This window comes from Pseudarthrobacter sp. 902506025, assembly GCF_040702325.1.
Lineage (GTDB): Bacteria > Actinomycetota > Actinomycetes > Actinomycetales > Micrococcaceae > Arthrobacter.
This window is the reverse complement of the sequence record NZ_JBFBKW010000008.1, coordinates 94,533-110,085: the sequence shown is the minus strand read 5'-3', so window position 1 is coordinate 110,085 and position 15,553 is coordinate 94,533. Positions and strand designations below refer to the sequence as shown.

Sequence of the window (15,553 nt, the reverse complement as noted above, 5' to 3'; positions counted from 1 at the left end):
CGGCAGCCTCTAGGGCTCGAAGTGGACGGCGGCGGAGGGTGCCAACGCCTGGCGGATGCTGGTGAGGTGCCCGGGCATCAGGTCGGGAAGGTCATCAAGGGTAAACCAGCCGACAGCCAGGGATTCGTCGTCATTGACCCTGGCTTCGCCGGAGACGTAGCGGCACAGGAACACGACGTCCAGGAATTCGCAGACGTCACCGTTGGGATACGTGACCGGACCCACAGCGCCAACCGACACCACGCGCTCTGCCTCGGCCACCACAGCCGTTTCCTCGAAGATCTCACGGATCAGCCCGCGGGCCGGCTGCTCGCCGGGGTCCAGCATGCCGCTGACCAGCGCCCACTGGCCGTTGTCAGCCCGCTGGGCCAGCAGGATCCGGCCGGCGTCATCCACCACCACGCCCCGCACACCGGGAACCCAGATGGGATCGTTACCGATCTTCTTGCGGAGCTTCAGGACGTATTCGGGTGCAGGCATAGCGCCAGCCTATCCAACCACCAAGCGAACGCCCCGCCGCTCAGGCGGGAAGCAGCATGGCGGCTGCGGCCCCGGCGAGCATGAACGGCCCGAACGGGATGGAGGATTTCAAAGTCCCCCGCCGTGCTGCAAGAAGGGCTACGGACCACAGGCCGCCCAGCAGGAAGGCCAGGAAGGTCCCCGCGAACAGGTGTCCCCAGCTGAGATAGCCAAGGTACATGCCCAGCACTCCCGCGAGTTTGACGTCGCCGAACCCCATGCCCGGCGGGTACACAAAGCGGAGGACGAAGTAGAACAGCCACAGGATCCCGGCTCCGGCCACCACGCGGAGGGCAGGGGCCGACAGGATCCCAGTGGTGTCACCGGCCGCCGAAAATGGGCTGGCCCAGGCAACGGCAGCTGCCGCCAGCAAAAGCACGCCGGCCACCGCATAAGAGGGAAAGACGATCCGGTTGGGCAGGAGGTGGTGCCGGACGTCGATGATGGTCAGCCGCACCGCCATCACCGCAAAGTAGAGGCAGGCCGCCAGCACCAGCCAGAAGGCAAGCGGGGTGTGCTGCCAGAGTTCACCGAGTCGTCCGATCACCCCTCGGATGCTACTGGATCCACCCATTCCCGCCGTAGCGCCCCCGCGTAAAATGTGGATATGTCGACCTGGGACTCCCGGCGCAGCCCGGTTCCGGAATCACCTGCCTCCCCGGCGGACCTGGCCGCCGTGTTCCGGAACCTCTGCCGCTCCTCCCCCTGGAAGTGGCAGTCAATGCGGTTTGAGTACTGGGACCAGGCCTTTTCGTCGGCCCCCGCCCCGGGCGCCCCGTTCGTCCGCGCCTGGCTGCGCCGTCCGGGGGCGCTCCGGCTCGAGAGCCCCGAGCGCCTGGTCCTGCACAGCACTACGGGGATCAACGATTCCCGGGACGTCTTCTATGTGAGCGCCACGCGCAAGTCCTGGCTCCTCCCCCCGCACCTGGTCACCCCCGTCTATGACGACGCCGGACTGGTACGCCGCCGCCCCGAGGCCGCCTACGGCGAGCCCGGATTCGGCAACGGCCGCTTCTCGGCTGCGCTGGATCCCGTGGAGCTCGCAGGCAACGCCCCGGTGCCCATCGAGTTTCCCGGCAGCAACGCGCTGGATATCCGGGAGGTGCGGTATTCCGACCACGAGGGCCGGACAGTCCTTGAAGCCGTGGTGGTCCCCAACGCCGCGTACCGCCCCGCCGATCCTGCCGCCCCCTTGTGCCTGCCCGGCCGGTCCCTGCTGCGCGTGGACGTGAACACCGGTGTCTGCGTGTCCAGCCAGTCGCTGGAAGCGGAAACGGAAGGATATGGCCACTGGATCCGGATCATCGCCGTGGACGAGTACATGCTGGATGACCTGTTCCTGGCCCAGTCCATGAACCTCACCGACGTCCGCCGGCACATCAGCTGGGACATTCCCGCCTGAACGTGACAGGTCCTCCCGGTCCCGGTCGGCTAGGCTTCGCGGATGACGACGATGAGCTCCATCTGGCCCCTGTTCGACCTCAGGCTGACCACGCCCCGTCTGGAGCTCCGGCCCATCACCGACCAGGACATCCCGGCGGCTGTCGACGCCGCCCGCAGCGGAATCCACGAGCCCACCAGGAACCCGTTCAGCACGCCGTGGACCGAGCTGCCCGGCGACGAACTCGGCCCCAACATGGCCCGCTGGTACTGGCGCTGCCGCGGGGAGTTCGCGCCGGAGCACTGGACGCTGCTCCTGGGGATCTGGCATGAAGGGCAGTTCATCGGGTGCCAGGACGTTGGTGCCAGGGACTTCGCGGTGCTGAAGACTGTCACCACCGGCTCCTGGCTCAAAAAGTCAGTCCAGGGCCGGGGACTGGGCACGGAGATGCGTGCCGCCGTCGTCCTGTGGGCCTTTGACTGGCTCGGCGCGGAGGTCGCCGAGTCGGAGGCCGCCGCGTGGAACAGCGCCTCCCTGGGCGTCTCCCGTTCCCTCGGCTACGAACTGAACGGCACCAGCCGCAAAGCCTGGGGCACCAAGGTCGAAACACTCCAGCACGTCCGCCTCACCCCCGAAACCTTCAACCGCCCGGGCTGGACATTGCAGGTCGAGGGCCACGAGGCGGCAGCAAAGTTCCTCAAGGTGACTTGACTGTACAAGGCCGGCCCAAGTCCTTCGCGTAGGAGCGCATCGCCGACCAGAGCGTTGCGCAGGTCGCCCAGCGACCGAAGCAGCGCGCCGGGAGGTGTCTAAGCGACGGCGAAGGGCTTGGGGCGGACGTACCCAGCCACCGAAACGCACGAAGGGCCGTGGCCCGGCGAACCGGGCCACGGCCCCTTGCGTAGGTAAGGTCAGCCCTCCAGGAGTTCCGTCACCAGGGCTGCGATGGGCGAGCGCTCGGAGCGGGTCAGCGTGATGTGGCCGAAGAGCGGGTGTCCTTTCAGGGTTTCGACGACGGCGGCGATTCCGTCGTGGCGCCCCACGCGGAGGTTGTCACGCTGGGCGACGTCGTGGGTGAGCACGATCTTGGAGTTCTGGCCCATGCGGCTCATAACGGTGAGGAGGACGTTCTTTTCGAGGGACTGGGCCTCGTCGACGATCACGAAGGCATCGTGGAGGGAACGTCCGCGGATGTGGGTGAGGGGCATGACTTCGAGCATGCCCCGGTCCATGACCTCTTCCACTACTTCCTGGCTGACCAGGGCGCCCAGGGTGTCAAAGACTGCCTGTGCCCAGGGGTTCATCTTCTCGGACTCCGAACCCGGCAGGTAGCCGAGTTCCTGGCCGCCCACCGCGAAGAGGGGCCGGAAGACGATCACTTTGCGGTGTTCGCGGCGTTCCAGCACAGCCTCGAGGCCCGCGCAGAGGGCCAGTGCCGACTTGCCGGTGCCGGCGCGGCCGCCGATGGATACGATGCCCACGCCCGGGTCCATCAGCATGTCGATGGCCAGCCGCTGTTCGGCGGAACGGCCGTGGAGGCCGAACACGTCACGGTCGCCCTTGACCAGGCGGACCTGCTTGTCGGCGCCCACCCGGCCCAGTGCGGAGCCGCGGTTGGAGAGCAGCACCAGCCCGGTGTTGACGGGCAGTTCCGCGGCGGCGGGGATGAAGACCGGTTCGTGGCCGTAGAGGGTGGCGATGTCCTGTTCGTCCGCCTCGACTTCGGCAACGCCGGTCCAGCCGGAGTCCTTGACCAGTTCGTTGCGGTACTCGTCGGCGGTAAGCCCCATGGCGGAGGCTTTGACGCGCATGGGCAGGTCCTTGGAGACCACCGTGACGTTGCGCCCCTCGTTGGCCAGGTTCTTGGCGACGGCGAGGATGCGGCTGTCATTGTCCCCGCTGCGGAAGCCCAGCGGGAGCACCTCTGCGGAGATGTGGTTCAGTTCCACCATGAGGGTGCCGCCCTCATCCCCGATGGGAAGGGGCTGGTTCAGGCCGCCATGCTTGACCCGGAGGTCGTCAAGGAGCCGCAGGGCATTCCGGGCGAAATAACCCAGTTCCGGATCGTGCCGTTTGGCTTCGAGTTCGGTGATGACCACGACGGGGACCACCACCTCATGTTCGGCGAACCGCAGGAGTGCCCGCGGGTCGGAGAGCAGGACGGAGGTGTCGATGACGAAGGTGTGGATGTCGGCTTCCCTTCCGGAGACAGCAAAACCGGCCGCAGCATCAGTTGCTGCGCCGGTCACAGAGGTGGCTCGCTCGGCGCGAGAGGTAGCTTTTCCGCCCTGGCCAACCAGGACCTCGGGCAGTTGTTCAGAAGTAGCCACATCGACTCCAGCCCCGGGCGCCAGCCCGGAATTGTTATTGGTGAGGCGGCTCGGCCACGAGGCCGGATCCGGCCTCCCATACACCCGGTGCGATGTTTCGCTCCATGTACTGGCCTCCCCGATCAGCCGGCGGTTTTGCCTGCTGATGGATATAACGTAAATCCACTCCGGGTGATTTCCGCAACTATTTGGCGGCGATTTCTCCGGCGGATGTATGAACTCGTGATGAACCGCGGGTTTCAGGTGCCGAAGCGCCGCTGCCGCCCGGCGTAGTCCCGCAGGGCGCGGAGGAAGTCGACCTTCCGGAAGGCGGGCCACAGGGCCTCGCAAAAGTAGAACTCGCTATAGGCGCTCTGCCACATCAGGAAGCCGGAGAGGCGCTGCTCCCCCGACGTCCTGATTACCAGGTCCGGATCCGGCTGGCCCCGCGTGTACAGGTACCGGGAGATGTCGTCGACGCACAGGTCATCGGCAAGCTTGGAAATATCCATGCCCTTGGCGACGGCGTCATGCAGGAGTTCACGGACGGCGTCGACAATCTCCCTGCGGCCCCCGTACCCCACCGCCACATTGACGTGGATCTTTTCCCGGACAGGAGTCCTGGCCGTGAGTTTGTTCAGCCGCTCGGCCAGGTAGTCCGGAAGCAGTTCAGGGGCACCCATGGCATGCACGGAGATGTTCGCGTCTTCGTCCAGCCGGTCCAGGGTGTTGGCGATGATCCCCATCAGGAGGTCCAGTTCCTCGCTGGAGCGGTTCATGTTGTCCGTGGAGAGCATGTACAGCGTCACCACCTTGACGCCGAGCTCCTGGCACCAGCCCAGGAACTCGTGGATCTTGTCCGCACCCGCCTGGTGGCCCTGGGCAGTGGGGGCATTGAACTGCTTGGCCCAGCGCCGGTTTCCGTCCACCATGACACCAATGTGCCGGGGAATGCGGTCGCGCGGGAGGTCCTTGAGCAGCCGGCGCTCGTAATAGCCATAGAGGAACCCGGGCAACTCCACGCGTCCACTCACCTGACTTTCCCGCCGTACGTACTTCCACATCCTAGGCTACCGCCCGGGACGCCCCGGGACGGGCAGGACCTCAGGACCGGTCCCGAAGGGATGTTACTGAGCGGTAACTTACCGGCCCGTAAGTTATTCTGGTGCCATGAACAGCGACTCCCCGCAGGCCTCCCCGGCACCCCGGCCCGAGGACCGGAACCCCGGCCCGGATGCGGAGCCCAGCGCGGTGGATGATGCCGCGGTCCGCCTCGCGGAACTACTGATGATCAAGCCCAAGTGGCGCGGCTGGATCCACACCGTCACGGCCCCGCTGGCACTTGCCGCAGGGATCATCCTGGTTGTCCTCGCACCCACGGTTGACCGCCGGGTCACCTCTGCCGTCTATGCCGCCACCGGTGTTCTGCTGTTCGGTGTCAGCGCCGTCTACCATCGCGGCAACTGGTCCCCGCGGGTCAAGCTCGTCCTGAAGCGGCTGGACCATACCAACATCATGCTGGTGATCGCCGGCACGTACACGCCACTGGCATGGACCCTGCTGGAACGCCAGCAGGCAGTAGTGCTCCTGTGGGTCATCTGGGCCGGGGCCATCCTCGGAGTGCTGTTCCGGCTGCTCTGGACTGATGCGCCGCGCTGGCTCTACGTGCCGATCTACATCGCGCTGGGCTGCGGCGCGCTGTTCTACCTGCCGCAGTTCTTCCAGGCCAGCATTCCGGCAGCAGTGCTGATCTGCGTGGGCGGCGTCCTCTACATCACGGGCGCTGTCTTTTACGCCCTCAAGAAGCCGAACTTCAGCTATTACCACTTCGGTTTCCACGAACTGTTCCACGCGTTCACCGTGTTTGCCTTCGCGGCCCACTTCGTGGCGATCGCGCTGGCGGTCCTTGCCTAAAGCCGCCCCGGCGGCGGGACCCTCTTATTCGCGGGGCCGCGGAAGCCCGTTTGCCGGGCCGTTTCCGTTGGCGTCCGGCGCTGCCTGGCGGGTGCCGTCGTCGAGCCCGTCCTGGGCGTCTGCGGCGTCCACGTCTGCCGCGGCAGCGGCGGCCAGGCGCTCTTCCTCCACCTGGGCGCGGTAGCGGACCCTGCGGATCCGCCGCACCATGTCCACAATGAGCAGGGCGGTGGCCACAACAAAGAAGGCCGTCATGATGAACCCCAGAAGGCCCGGCGTTACCTGGTCCTCGGATATTCCGTCCCGGAGCGTCGGAGTGGGCAGCGGGCTCGGCGTGGTGGCGAGGCTGAGGAGCAGAGAATGCACGGTTAATACCTTCTGGTGGAACGGATGCAGCAGGATGCGGACGGAACGGCCCGTCGCCGCACCTGTTTTCTACGCAAGATAGAAATGGCCTGCCTGTCTATCTTAGCCCGGCGAACAGATCCTTCTCGGGGAGCTCGGACGGCACCCGGGAGTGGATCAGGGAGTAGTCTTCCCAGGGCCAGACCCGGCGCTGCATGTCCGGGGAAACCGCGAAGAAGAACCCCAGCGGGTCCACCTGCGTGCGGTGGGCGCGCAGTGCATCGTCGCGCATTTCGAAGAAGTCGCCGCAGTCCACCTGGGTGGTGGTGGGGTGCGCGGCAGGAGGTGGCGTGTGCCCCTCCGCATCGGACTCCAGCCACGCGGCCAGGCGCTCGGCATACGGGGACTGCAGACCCGCCTCTTCGAGCGCAAAGTGCAGTGCCCGGAACCTCTCCGGGCTGAAGGCACGGTCGTAATAGAGCTTGCTGGGCTCCCAGGCGTCCCCCGCGTCCGGGTACCGTTCCGGATCCCCCGCTGCCTCGAACGCTTCCACGGCTACCCGGTGGGCCATGATGTGGTCCGGATGGGGGTAGCCGCCGTTCTCGTCATAACTGAGGATGACGTGCGGCTTGAAGGACCGGACCAGCCGGACCAGGGGCGCGGCCGCCTGCTGCAGGGGCAGGGTGGCGAAGGAGCCGGCCGGAAGCGGCGGAAGCGGGTCGCCCTCGGGGAGGCCGGAGTCCACAAAGCCCAGCCAGCGCTGGCGGATGCCCAGGATGGCGGCGGCCCGCTGCATCTCCAGCCTGCGCGCGCCGGCCATGTCCCGCTTGGGATGCGCCTCACCTTCAACTGCCGGGTTCTGGATGTCACCGCGGGAGCCGTCCGTGCAGGTTGCCACCAGGACGTCCACGCCGGTGGATGCATACATGGCCATAGTCGCAGCACCCTTGCTGGATTCGTCATCCGGGTGGGCGTGGACCGCGAGCAGCCGGAGCGGCACCTGGGATTTGCTGGGCGCTGTCATGGAGGGGACGGCTCCTTAATTTGTCTTTCGCGGCTCTGGGGCAGCTTACGGGTGGTGCGGTAGGCGCAGCGCCTTGCCGGCAGCTGGTGCCACCGCGAAAGCGCCGGCGGAAAGGGCACTAAACTGGTCTGGTGACTTCCCCGGACCAGCCGGCCCAATCCGCGCCCGCAGACACTAGCCTAGCCAATCGGTATGGTGCTAAAAAGCGCCGGCTCTCCCCCAGGGCCGCCCGGCTGGCCATCGGCGTCGCGCTGGCCGTGGGGATCGGGTTCCTGGCCTGGGTGACCACGTCCAATTCGCTGTCCGGGGTGACGTTCAAGGACGTGGGTTACAGCACCGCCGATGCCACCCTCGCCGAGGTCGACTTCCAGGTGACCCGGGAACCGGCCAAGCCCGTCAAGTGCGCCGTGAAGGCGCTGGACGCCAAGTTTGCCGTGGTGGGCTGGAAGGTAGTGGACATCCCGCCGTCGGCGGCTGACTCAACGCCTGACGGCGGCAGGACAGTCGCCCAGCGCGTCACGTTGCGCACGGAGTCGGCGTCCGTGTCCGGAGTGGTCGACAGCTGCTGGATTCCCGGCGGAGAGTCCTAAGGGATGTGATGCGCGACGCTTGATTGTTGGGTTATCTCCAAGGGATTGACTACAATGGAGAGATACCTTTACCCCGCTGAGCTGGTTACTGTTCCACAAGTGGCCACCGTGGCGGGGTCTTTTGCATGTAAGACCACTAGAGGAGAAGTCCGTGTCTACCACCAACAGCGCATCTGCAGCCTGGCTTACCCAGGAAGCTTTTGACCGCCTGAAGGCAGAGCTGGACCACCTTTCCGGCGCAGGCCGGGCGGAGATCGTCCAGAAGATTGAAGCAGCGCGGCAAGAGGGGGACCTCAAGGAAAACGGGGGCTACCACGCGGCCAAGGAGGAGCAGGGCAAGATTGAAGCCCGCATCCGCCAGCTGACCGTCCTGCTCCGGGACGCCCATGTGGGTGAAGCGCCTGCCGATGACGGCATCGTTGAGCCCGGCATGCTCGTGGTTGCCAGGATCGCCGGGGATGAGGAGACCTTCCTGCTGGGATCGCGCGAAATCGCCGGCGACTCGGACCTGGATGTCTTCAGCGAGAAGTCCCCCCTTGGTGCCGCCATCCTGGGGCACAAGGAGGGCGAGACCCTCAGCTACGTTGCGCCGAACGGCAAGGACATCAAGGTGGAGATCCTCTCCGCCAAGCCCTACGCCGGGTAACGCCAGGACAAGCAGCAAGCCGGTCCGGCCAAAGCGGCGGCCGTCCCCACGGGGACGGCCGCCGCTTTTCTGTCTGCGCCGCAAGGACCGCCCGGGCGCGCCGCCGGGGAGGACCGGCGGTCAGGACTGGCGCGGGAGCGCAGGGAGGCGCGGACGAAGCAGCAGGGCCGCCACTACCCCGCCCGCGGCGCCGCCCAGGTGCGCCTGCCAGCTCACGTAGCCTGCCACGAAGGGCAGGGCACCGAGCAGGATGCTCCCGTACCCCATGAAGAGGACCACCGCGAGCAGGATCTGCCGCCAGCTGCGGTTGAAGAAGCCACGCACCAGAAGGAACGCGAAGAGCCCGAAGACCAGGCCGGACGCGCCCACCGTGACGCCGTTGCCGATAAGCCAGACGGTGACCCCGCTGCCGAGCCAACTGAAGGCCAGCGCGGTGAGGAACACGCGGAGCCCCGAGAGGAACACGAGGAAGCCGAAGATGACCAGGGGCAGGCTGTTGGACAGCAGATGGTTCAGATTGGCATGCAGGAGCGGGAAGGTGAAGATGTCCAGCAGCCCGTCGGCGCTCCTGGGCCGCAGGCCGAAGGTCCGCGTGAGGGCGCCCATCATCAGCGTGTTGACCACCTCGATGGCGAACAGCAGGGCCACGAAGCCGCCCAGAACCACCAGACCGCCCCTTGCGCGCGCGGCGATGGTTTGCCGCGCCGGGCCGCCTCCGTTACCCGTCAGTCCGCTGCCCAGTCCGGCCATGGCCGCTCCTAGTGCACAACGATGGGCTGGAAGCCCTCGGCACGGAGGGCACTGAGGACCTGCTCACCGTGCTGGTGGCCCTTGGTCTCCAGGTTCACGGTGATCGAGACATCACCCATGCTGATGGATCCCCCCACCCGGGTGTGGTCCAGGCCGGTGACGTTGGCATCATTTTCGGCGATGATACGGGCAATGGTTGCCAGGGAGCCGGGGCGGTCATCAAGCATCATCCGAACGGTCATGTAGCGCCCTGCGGCGGAGAGGCCGCGCTGGATGACCTTGAGCATCAGCATGGGATCGATGTTTCCGCCGGAGAGGACCACCACCGTGGAACCCGGGTTCTCGATCTTGCCGTCCATGAGGGCCGCCACACCCACCGCGCCGGCGGGTTCCACCACCATCTTGGCCCGCTCGAGCAGGAAGATCAGCGCGCGGGCCAGCGAGTCCTCGCTGACGGTGACCACGTCATCCACCAGCTCGCGGATGATACTGAAAGGCAGCTGTCCCGGGCGTCCCACGGCAATGCCGTCCGCCATGGTGGAGACCCGCTTCAGCGGTACCAGGGCGTCAGCGGCAAGCGAGGGCGGGTACGCGGCGGCGTTCTCCGCCTGGACGCCGATGATGCGGATCTCCCGGCCGAGTTCCCGTGCGCGGGCCTTGATGGCGACGGCGACCCCCGCCAGGAGCCCGCCGCCGCCCACGCCCATGAGGACGGTGTCGACGTTGGGGACCTGCTCAAGGATTTCCAGGCCTACGGTCCCCTGGCCTGCCACCACGTCCACATTGTCGAACGGATGGACGAAGACCATCCCGGTTTCATCGCTGTAGCGCTGGGCTTCAGCGAGCGCCTCGTCCACGTTGTGCCCGTGCAGGATGACTTCGGCACCGTGGCTGCGGGTGGCGGCAAGCTTGGGCAGTGCTACGCCCAGCGGCATGTAGATCCGGGCCTTGATGCCAAGGCTTTTGGCGGCAACGGCAACGCCCTGCGCATGGTTGCCGGCCGACGCCGCCACCACGCCCCGCTTTTTCTCTTCCGGCGAGAGCCGGGCCATCCGTACGTAGGCACCGCGGACCTTGAACGAGCCGGCGCGCTGCAGGTTTTCGCATTTGAAATGGACGTCGCCGCCCACCATGCCCCCCAGCGCCCGGGACGATTCCACGGGCGTGCGCGCAATGATCCCGTCAAGCAGCTTCTGCGCCTCAAGGACATCGTCCAGTGTGACGGGAAGGGTTTCAAGGATCTTCACGGACTACTCTCCTTTGGGTTCTGCCCCGGCGCCCTCCGGAGAGGCGGTGCGGGCATCACGGTGTTCGGATGAAGTGCCTGCCGCCCGGCCGTTCCCGGCGTCGGATGCAGACGGCGGCTCAACGTCCTCGATGGTGTTGTCCCCGCCCGCTCCGGCTGTGATGGGCCTTCCGGCAATAACCGGCACCTGTTCATGTTCCCACGTTCTGGCCGCAATGTAGCGAACGGCCGAGTTTGCTACGGCCAGGATGGGTACCGAGAACAGCGCCCCGGGGATGCCGGCGAGGTAGGAACCGGCCGCAACGCTGAGGATTACTGCCACCGGGTGGAGCGAGACTGCCTTGCCCATGACCAGGGGCTGCAGGATGTGGCCCTCGAGCTGCTGGACCAGCAGGACGATGCCCAGCATGATCAGGGCGTTCACGGGACCGTTGGCCACCAGTGCCAGAAGGACGGCAACGACGCCGGTCACCAGGGCGCCCACCACCGGGATGAAGGAGCCGAGGAAGACCAGCACGCCCAGGGGAAGCGCGAGCGGTACGCCAATGATGGCGGCACCGACGCCGATGCCCAGCGCATCGACAGCTGCGACGAACATCTGGATGCGCGCGTAGCTGACCATCGATGCCCAGCCTTTGTGGCCGGCGCCGAACGTGGCGGCCCGGGCTTTGCGGGGAAGCATCCTGACCAGGAAGGCCCAGATCCGGTCTCCCTCCAGGAGGAAGAAGATGAGGATGAACAGCGAGAGGAGCATCCCGGCTGCGAAGTGTCCGGCGGTGCTCCCGAAGGACAGGGCGCCGCTGAGGATGCTGCTGCTGTTGTTCTGGAGGGCGTCGGTGGCTTCCTTGACGTACTGGTCAATCTGGGTGGCGGTCAGGTGCAGGGGCCCGGCGGACAGCCAGTCCTGGACCTGCCGGACGCCCTCAAGCGCCTGGGAATACAGTTCGCCGAAACCGACCACCAGTTGCCTGCCCACCAGGGCCAGTGCACCGGCGATGACGCCGATGAAGCCAAGGACTGTCACTGCGACGGCCAGTCCCGCGGGAAGCCCCCGCCTCTTCAGCCATGCCGTGACCGGGCTGAGCAGTCCGGCGAGGAGTGCGGCCACCATGATCGGAATGATCAGGAGGGTGATGTGGCTAAGCAGCCACACCAGGGTTCCCGCCATCAGGAGGATCAGGCCGAGCCGCCATGACCAGGAAGCTGCGATGCGGATGCCGTACGGGATGTCCTTGTCCAGCTCACGGTCCGTCAGAACCCTCAGGGGTGCGGCCGCGGCCGCTGCCGGCGCGGGAGCCGGTTGGACCGGTGCTGTGTGGGCAAGGGTAACGTCGTCCTCTTTTGGCGTCATATCCCCATACTTCCCCAGCGGTGGCCCAATGCAAACTACCGTGCCGCGCCGGGTGCGTAATCGATCCCCCATTCCATGCTGAAGGACTCCCCTGCAGGCAGCCACCGGAGGCCGTCACCGGAGTTGAACGCATTGGCCGGCCCCGTCATTGGCTCCACCGCCACGGCCCGGGTCCGGCCTGGATACACAGTGCTGACGAAGATGTGGACGTACCGGCAAGATTCGTCCTGCCAGAGCGACACCGCGCTGCCGTCACCGGCCGCAAGGGTGTGCCGGGCCACGCCGCCCTCAAACCGGAGGTCCGTCAGGGCCACGTCCACTGCCAGGTCCGCGACGTGCCGGCCGGAACGGAAGTCAACGTCCCCCTCGACAGGGGCCGAACTGCGCGGAATCAAGCGCTCATCGGTCACCAGCCGGGTGTCGGCGGCAACGGTCAGCTTCAGTTCCTCGACCGGAGTGTCACCGACCCGCAGGTAGGGGTGCGCGCCGAGGACGAAAGGCCCTGCCGCCGTACCGTCATTGGTGAGGGTCTGCCGGACGCGCAGCCCGAGGTCCTCGGAAAGCTGGTAGTCCACCCGGTGCCGCACCAGAAAGGGATAGCCGTGCTGCGGGAAGACGACCGCTTCCAGCGCCACGGCGTGCGGGGACTTCCCCACCAGGGCATAGCCGGCGTTTCGAAGCAGGCCGTGGCTGGCGTTGTTGCGGGACACTTCGGTGATGTCCAGCTGCTGTTTCCTGCCGTCGAGGAACCATTGCCCGTCCTCCACCCTGTTGGCCCAGGGGGCGAGCGTGATGCCGGCGCCGCCCGGGGAGATCTCGTCGTCCCCATAAGTCTCGGTCAGCAGGACCCCGCCACGGCTGAACGAGCGCAGCCCCGCGGCGAGCTCGGTGACTACGGCCACGGCATCGCCCCGGCGCAGTTCGTGTTGCCGGCCGGTGGCGCAGGTCCGGGTGGATGCAACGGAGGTTTCCTGTGGGGAAGAGGCAGTCATGGGGATTACCGTACAACGGGCGGCGCCTCACCTCCATCCCGAACCTTGTTACTTTTTGTTGTTAACTATTCTTTTCTGATCGCTTGTGCCAAACTTTTTGCATGACAGGGATTACCAGCACCAGACTCTCCGACGGCCGGGAGCTGATGTATTTCGACGACGCCGGCACCAGCACCTCCCGCGCCGGGCACCTCACCACCGATCACCGCGGCCTGCCGCCGCGGGGCGAACCGGGCGAGGTCCGCTTCGATGCGCTGACGGATGAATGGGTGGCCGTTGCCGCGCACCGCCAGGCCCGGACCCACCTTCCGCCGGCAGACCAGTGCCCCATCTGTCCCACCACTCCCGGGAATGCTTCCGAGATTCCTGCCGCGGACTATGACGTGGTGGTCTTCGAGAACCGGTTCCCCTCCCTGGGACCGGCGCTCGGGCCGGTCCCCGAGCATGCCGGATGGGGAACGAAGGGACCCGCATACGGCCGCTGCGAGGTGGTGTCGTTCACCCCGGACCACACCGGTTCCTTCAGCGGGCTGAGCCAGGAGCGGTCCCGGACCGTGATCGAAGCCTGGTCGCACCGCACGGCTGCCCTCAGTGCCATGACGGGGATCAAGCAGGTCTTCCCGTTCGAAAACCGCGGCGCCGACATCGGCGTCACGCTGCACCACCCGCACGGCCAGATCTATGCCTACCCCTACGTCACGCCCCGCGCCGGCGTCCTGGGTGCGGCGGCCCGGAAGTATTACGACGCAACGGACGGCAGGGAAACCCTGACCGGTTCGCTGCTGCGGGCCGAGCGGGAGGACGGCAGCAGAATGGTGTTGGAAGGAACGCACTTCAGCGCCTACGTGCCCTTCGCAGCCCGGTGGCCCCTGGAAATCCACCTGGTGCCGCACCGCCAGGTCGCCGACCTCGCGGCCTTGGACGGGGAGGAGAAGGATGAGTTGGCGCATGTCTACCTGGACCTGCTCAAGCGGGTTGACGCGCTGTACCCCACGCCGACTCCCTACATCTCCGCGTGGCACCAGGCCCCGCTGGATGACGTCCTGCGGCCGGCTGGATACCTCCACCTGCAGCTGACCTCCCCGCGCAGGGCAGCCGACAAGCTGAAGTACCTGGCAGGGTCGGAGGCAGCCATGGGCGCTTTCATCAATGACACCACTCCCGAAAGCGTGGCGGAACGGCTCCGCAATGTTGCCGTCCCACCGTCGTCCACGCCTGCTGCCGCCCTCGCGGCCACCCCGGAAGGAGCCTCCGCGTGACCACCCGGAACCAGGACAACAGCCAGGCCGCAGGTGCCACACCGCAGGACCTGGGCGCCCGCTTTGAGCAGGAGTTCGGCCGCGCTCCCGACGGCTTGTGGCAGGCGCCCGGGCGGGTCAACCTTATCGGCGAACACACGGACTACAACGAAGGCTTCGTTCTGCCCTTCGCCATCGACCGCACCGCGCGGGTGGCCGTCGCCGTACGCCAGGACGCCACCATGCGGCTGCTGTCCACGTATGGCGACCAGGGGGTGGTCAGCACCAATCTCGAGACCCTGCAGCCGGGAACGGCAAAGGGCTGGACCAAGTACCCCCTGGGCGTCGTGTGGGCGCTGCGGCAACGGGGCATCGACGTCCCCGGACTGGACCTGCTCCTGGACTCAAACGTTCCGCTCGGCGCCGGCCTGTCGTCGTCGCACGCCATTGAATGTGCCGTCATCACCGCACTGAACGACCTCACGGGCGCTGGACTGGAGGCCGAGGACATGGTGCTGGCCACCCAGCGGGCCGAAAATGACTTCGTCGGGGCACCCACCGGCATCATGGACCAGTCCGCGTCCCTGCGCGGTTCACAAGGCCACGCAGTTTTCCTGGACTGCCGGGACCAGACGGCCCGCCTGGTCCCGTTTGAGACCGGGCCCGCCCGCCTGGTGCTCCTGGTGATCGACACCAAGGTGTCGCACTCCCACGCCGACGGGGGCTACGCCTCGCGGCGCGCATCCTGCGAGCTGGGCGCGGAGGTCATGGGGGTCAAGGCCTTGCGGGACCTGGAGGTGGCGGACCTTGAGGAAGCCAGCGGGCTGCTGGACGAGGTCACGTTCCGTCGCGTCCGGCACGTCGTCACCGAGAACGACCGGGTGCTCCAGACCGTGGATCTGCTGGACGGCCCGGGCCCCGACGCCATCGGCCCCCTGCTGGACGCCAGCCACGCCTCCATGCGCGACGACTTCGAAATCTCGTGCCCGGAACTGGACCTTGCCGTGGACACCTCCCGTGCCAACGGGGCAATCGGCGCACGCATGACGGGGGGCGGCTTCGGCGGGGCGGCTATTGCGCTTACGCCGCTGGACGCCGAACAGAAGGTGCGTGACGCCGTCGTCAAGGCTTTCGCAGACGCGGGCTTCGCGGCGCCGGACATCTTCACCGTCTCCCCCGCCGCCGGCGCCATGCGGATCGCCTAGGCAGGCGCGGTCCGTCTGGAGCGCTTTAACGGCTGTGGGCCCC

17 protein-coding genes are annotated in these 15,553 nt (G+C 66.9%); 7 read left to right on the top strand and 10 right to left on the bottom strand.

Annotated features, from left to right (window positions below; translation table 11 throughout):
- Positions 1 to 9 precede the first annotated feature (9 nt).
- Together AB0280_RS15105 and AB0280_RS15100 are read right to left on the bottom strand one after the other, a co-directional pair.
- A complete protein-coding gene (locus AB0280_RS15105; protein WP_159632530.1) occupies positions 10 to 480 on the bottom strand; it encodes an NUDIX hydrolase in 471 nt (156 codons plus the stop codon).
- A gap of 40 nt (positions 481 to 520) precedes the next feature.
- Positions 521 to 1,066 carry a prepilin peptidase gene (locus tag AB0280_RS15100; protein ID WP_307488555.1) on the bottom strand — a complete coding sequence of 182 codons (546 nt, stop codon included), beginning with the start codon at positions 1,064 to 1,066 and terminating at the stop codon, positions 521 to 523.
- Positions 1,067 to 1,126: 60 nt separating this feature from the next.
- Here AB0280_RS15100 and AB0280_RS15095 point away from each other — a divergent pair, with 60 nt between their 5' ends.
- The gene (locus AB0280_RS15095) at positions 1,127 to 1,921 is read left to right on the top strand and encodes a hypothetical protein (RefSeq protein WP_307488556.1); all 795 of its coding nucleotides are present in this window, start codon (positions 1,127 to 1,129) and stop codon (positions 1,919 to 1,921) included.
- A gap of 42 nt (positions 1,922 to 1,963) precedes the next feature.
- Positions 1,964 to 2,611: a GNAT family N-acetyltransferase gene (locus tag AB0280_RS15090; RefSeq protein ID WP_307488557.1), complete on the top strand. Its 648-nt coding sequence runs from the start codon at positions 1,964 to 1,966 to the stop codon at positions 2,609 to 2,611.
- Positions 2,612 to 2,811: 200 nt separating this feature from the next.
- Here AB0280_RS15090 and AB0280_RS15085 read toward each other — a convergent pair whose 3' ends face one another.
- Together AB0280_RS15085 and AB0280_RS15080 are read right to left on the bottom strand one after the other, a co-directional pair.
- Positions 2,812 to 4,230 carry a PhoH family protein gene (locus AB0280_RS15085; protein ID WP_159632534.1) on the bottom strand — a complete coding sequence of 473 codons (1,419 nt, stop codon included), beginning with the start codon at positions 4,228 to 4,230 and terminating at the stop codon, positions 2,812 to 2,814.
- A 239-nt stretch (positions 4,231 to 4,469) separates the two neighbouring features.
- Positions 4,470 to 5,231, bottom strand: coding sequence for an isoprenyl transferase (locus tag AB0280_RS15080; RefSeq protein WP_159635666.1), 762 nt, complete (start codon positions 5,229 to 5,231; stop codon positions 4,470 to 4,472).
- Positions 5,232 to 5,379: 148 nt separating this feature from the next.
- On the opposite strand from AB0280_RS15080, the gene trhA reads away from it, so the two are divergent.
- Complete coding sequence (gene trhA, locus AB0280_RS15075) at positions 5,380 to 6,123, top strand: PAQR family membrane homeostasis protein TrhA (RefSeq protein ID WP_307488558.1); 744 nt, start codon at positions 5,380 to 5,382, stop codon at positions 6,121 to 6,123.
- Between the two features lie 24 nt (positions 6,124 to 6,147).
- Here trhA and AB0280_RS15070 read toward each other — a convergent pair whose 3' ends face one another.
- Together AB0280_RS15070 and mca are read right to left on the bottom strand one after the other, a co-directional pair.
- Positions 6,148 to 6,489, bottom strand: a complete 342-nt coding sequence (locus AB0280_RS15070; RefSeq protein ID WP_159632535.1) for a hypothetical protein — start codon at positions 6,487 to 6,489, stop codon at positions 6,148 to 6,150.
- A 97-nt stretch (positions 6,490 to 6,586) separates the two neighbouring features.
- Entirely contained in the window at positions 6,587 to 7,492 is a 906-nt protein-coding gene (gene mca, locus AB0280_RS15065; protein ID WP_307488559.1) for a mycothiol conjugate amidase Mca, read from the bottom strand.
- Between the two features lie 131 nt (positions 7,493 to 7,623).
- Between mca and AB0280_RS15060 the strand changes: the two genes are divergently transcribed.
- Both AB0280_RS15060 and greA read left to right on the top strand, forming a co-directional pair.
- Entirely contained in the window at positions 7,624 to 8,082 is a 459-nt protein-coding gene (locus tag AB0280_RS15060; protein ID WP_307488560.1) for a DUF4307 domain-containing protein, read from the top strand.
- A 151-nt stretch (positions 8,083 to 8,233) separates the two neighbouring features.
- Positions 8,234 to 8,728: a transcription elongation factor GreA gene (gene greA / locus AB0280_RS15055; RefSeq protein ID WP_159632538.1), complete on the top strand. Its 495-nt coding sequence runs from the start codon at positions 8,234 to 8,236 to the stop codon at positions 8,726 to 8,728.
- A 120-nt stretch (positions 8,729 to 8,848) separates the two neighbouring features.
- Here the strand turns inward: greA and AB0280_RS15050 are convergent, their stop codons facing one another.
- The 4 genes from AB0280_RS15050 to AB0280_RS15035 are packed head-to-tail and all read right to left on the bottom strand — an operon-like array spanning position 8,849 to position 13,067.
- Positions 8,849 to 9,478 (bottom strand): rhomboid family intramembrane serine protease, encoded by a 630-nt coding sequence (locus tag AB0280_RS15050; RefSeq protein ID WP_307488561.1) that lies wholly within the window; start codon positions 9,476 to 9,478, stop codon positions 8,849 to 8,851.
- 8 nt (positions 9,479 to 9,486) lie between these two features.
- Positions 9,487 to 10,725: a threonine ammonia-lyase gene (gene ilvA, locus AB0280_RS15045; protein ID WP_159632540.1), complete on the bottom strand. Its 1,239-nt coding sequence runs from the start codon at positions 10,723 to 10,725 to the stop codon at positions 9,487 to 9,489.
- A gap of 3 nt (positions 10,726 to 10,728) precedes the next feature.
- Complete coding sequence (locus AB0280_RS15040; protein WP_307488562.1) at positions 10,729 to 12,075, bottom strand: AI-2E family transporter; 1,347 nt, start codon at positions 12,073 to 12,075, stop codon at positions 10,729 to 10,731.
- A gap of 35 nt (positions 12,076 to 12,110) precedes the next feature.
- Positions 12,111 to 13,067, bottom strand: a complete 957-nt coding sequence (locus tag AB0280_RS15035; RefSeq protein ID WP_366367693.1) for an aldose 1-epimerase family protein — start codon at positions 13,065 to 13,067, stop codon at positions 12,111 to 12,113.
- A gap of 101 nt (positions 13,068 to 13,168) precedes the next feature.
- Here AB0280_RS15035 and galT point away from each other — a divergent pair, with 101 nt between their 5' ends.
- Entirely contained in the window at positions 13,169 to 14,326 is a 1,158-nt protein-coding gene (gene galT, locus AB0280_RS15030; RefSeq protein WP_307488564.1) for a galactose-1-phosphate uridylyltransferase, read from the top strand.
- A complete protein-coding gene (gene galK / locus AB0280_RS15025; protein ID WP_307488565.1) occupies positions 14,323 to 15,510 on the top strand; it encodes a galactokinase in 1,188 nt (395 codons plus the stop codon). The genes galT and galK overlap by 4 nt, the downstream gene beginning before the upstream one ends.
- Positions 15,511 to 15,553: the final 43 nt, after the last annotated feature.

Excerpts from the sequence above, each read along its gene's own strand:
- trhA (WP_307488558.1), top strand. The coding sequence starts at position 5,380 with ATGAACAGCGACTCCCCGCAGGCCTCCCCGGCACCCCGGCCCGAGGAC.
- AB0280_RS15095 (WP_307488556.1), top strand. The coding sequence starts at position 1,127 with ATGTCGACCTGGGACTCCCGGCGCAGCCCGGTTCCGGAATCACCTGCC.
- AB0280_RS15105 (WP_159632530.1), bottom strand. The coding sequence starts at position 480 with ATGCCTGCACCCGAATACGTCCTGAAGCTCCGCAAGAAGATCGGTAAC.
- AB0280_RS15035 (WP_366367693.1), bottom strand. The coding sequence starts at position 13,067 with ATGACTGCCTCTTCCCCACAGGAAACCTCCGTTGCATCCACCCGGACC.
- mca (WP_307488559.1), bottom strand. The coding sequence starts at position 7,492 with ATGACAGCGCCCAGCAAATCCCAGGTGCCGCTCCGGCTGCTCGCGGTC.
- AB0280_RS15050 (WP_307488561.1), bottom strand. The coding sequence starts at position 9,478 with ATGGCCGGACTGGGCAGCGGACTGACGGGTAACGGAGGCGGCCCGGCG.
- AB0280_RS15090 (WP_307488557.1), top strand. The coding sequence starts at position 1,964 with ATGACGACGATGAGCTCCATCTGGCCCCTGTTCGACCTCAGGCTGACC.
- AB0280_RS15040 (WP_307488562.1), bottom strand. The coding sequence starts at position 12,075 with ATGACGCCAAAAGAGGACGACGTTACCCTTGCCCACACAGCACCGGTC.
- galT (WP_307488564.1), top strand. The coding sequence starts at position 13,169 with ATGACAGGGATTACCAGCACCAGACTCTCCGACGGCCGGGAGCTGATG.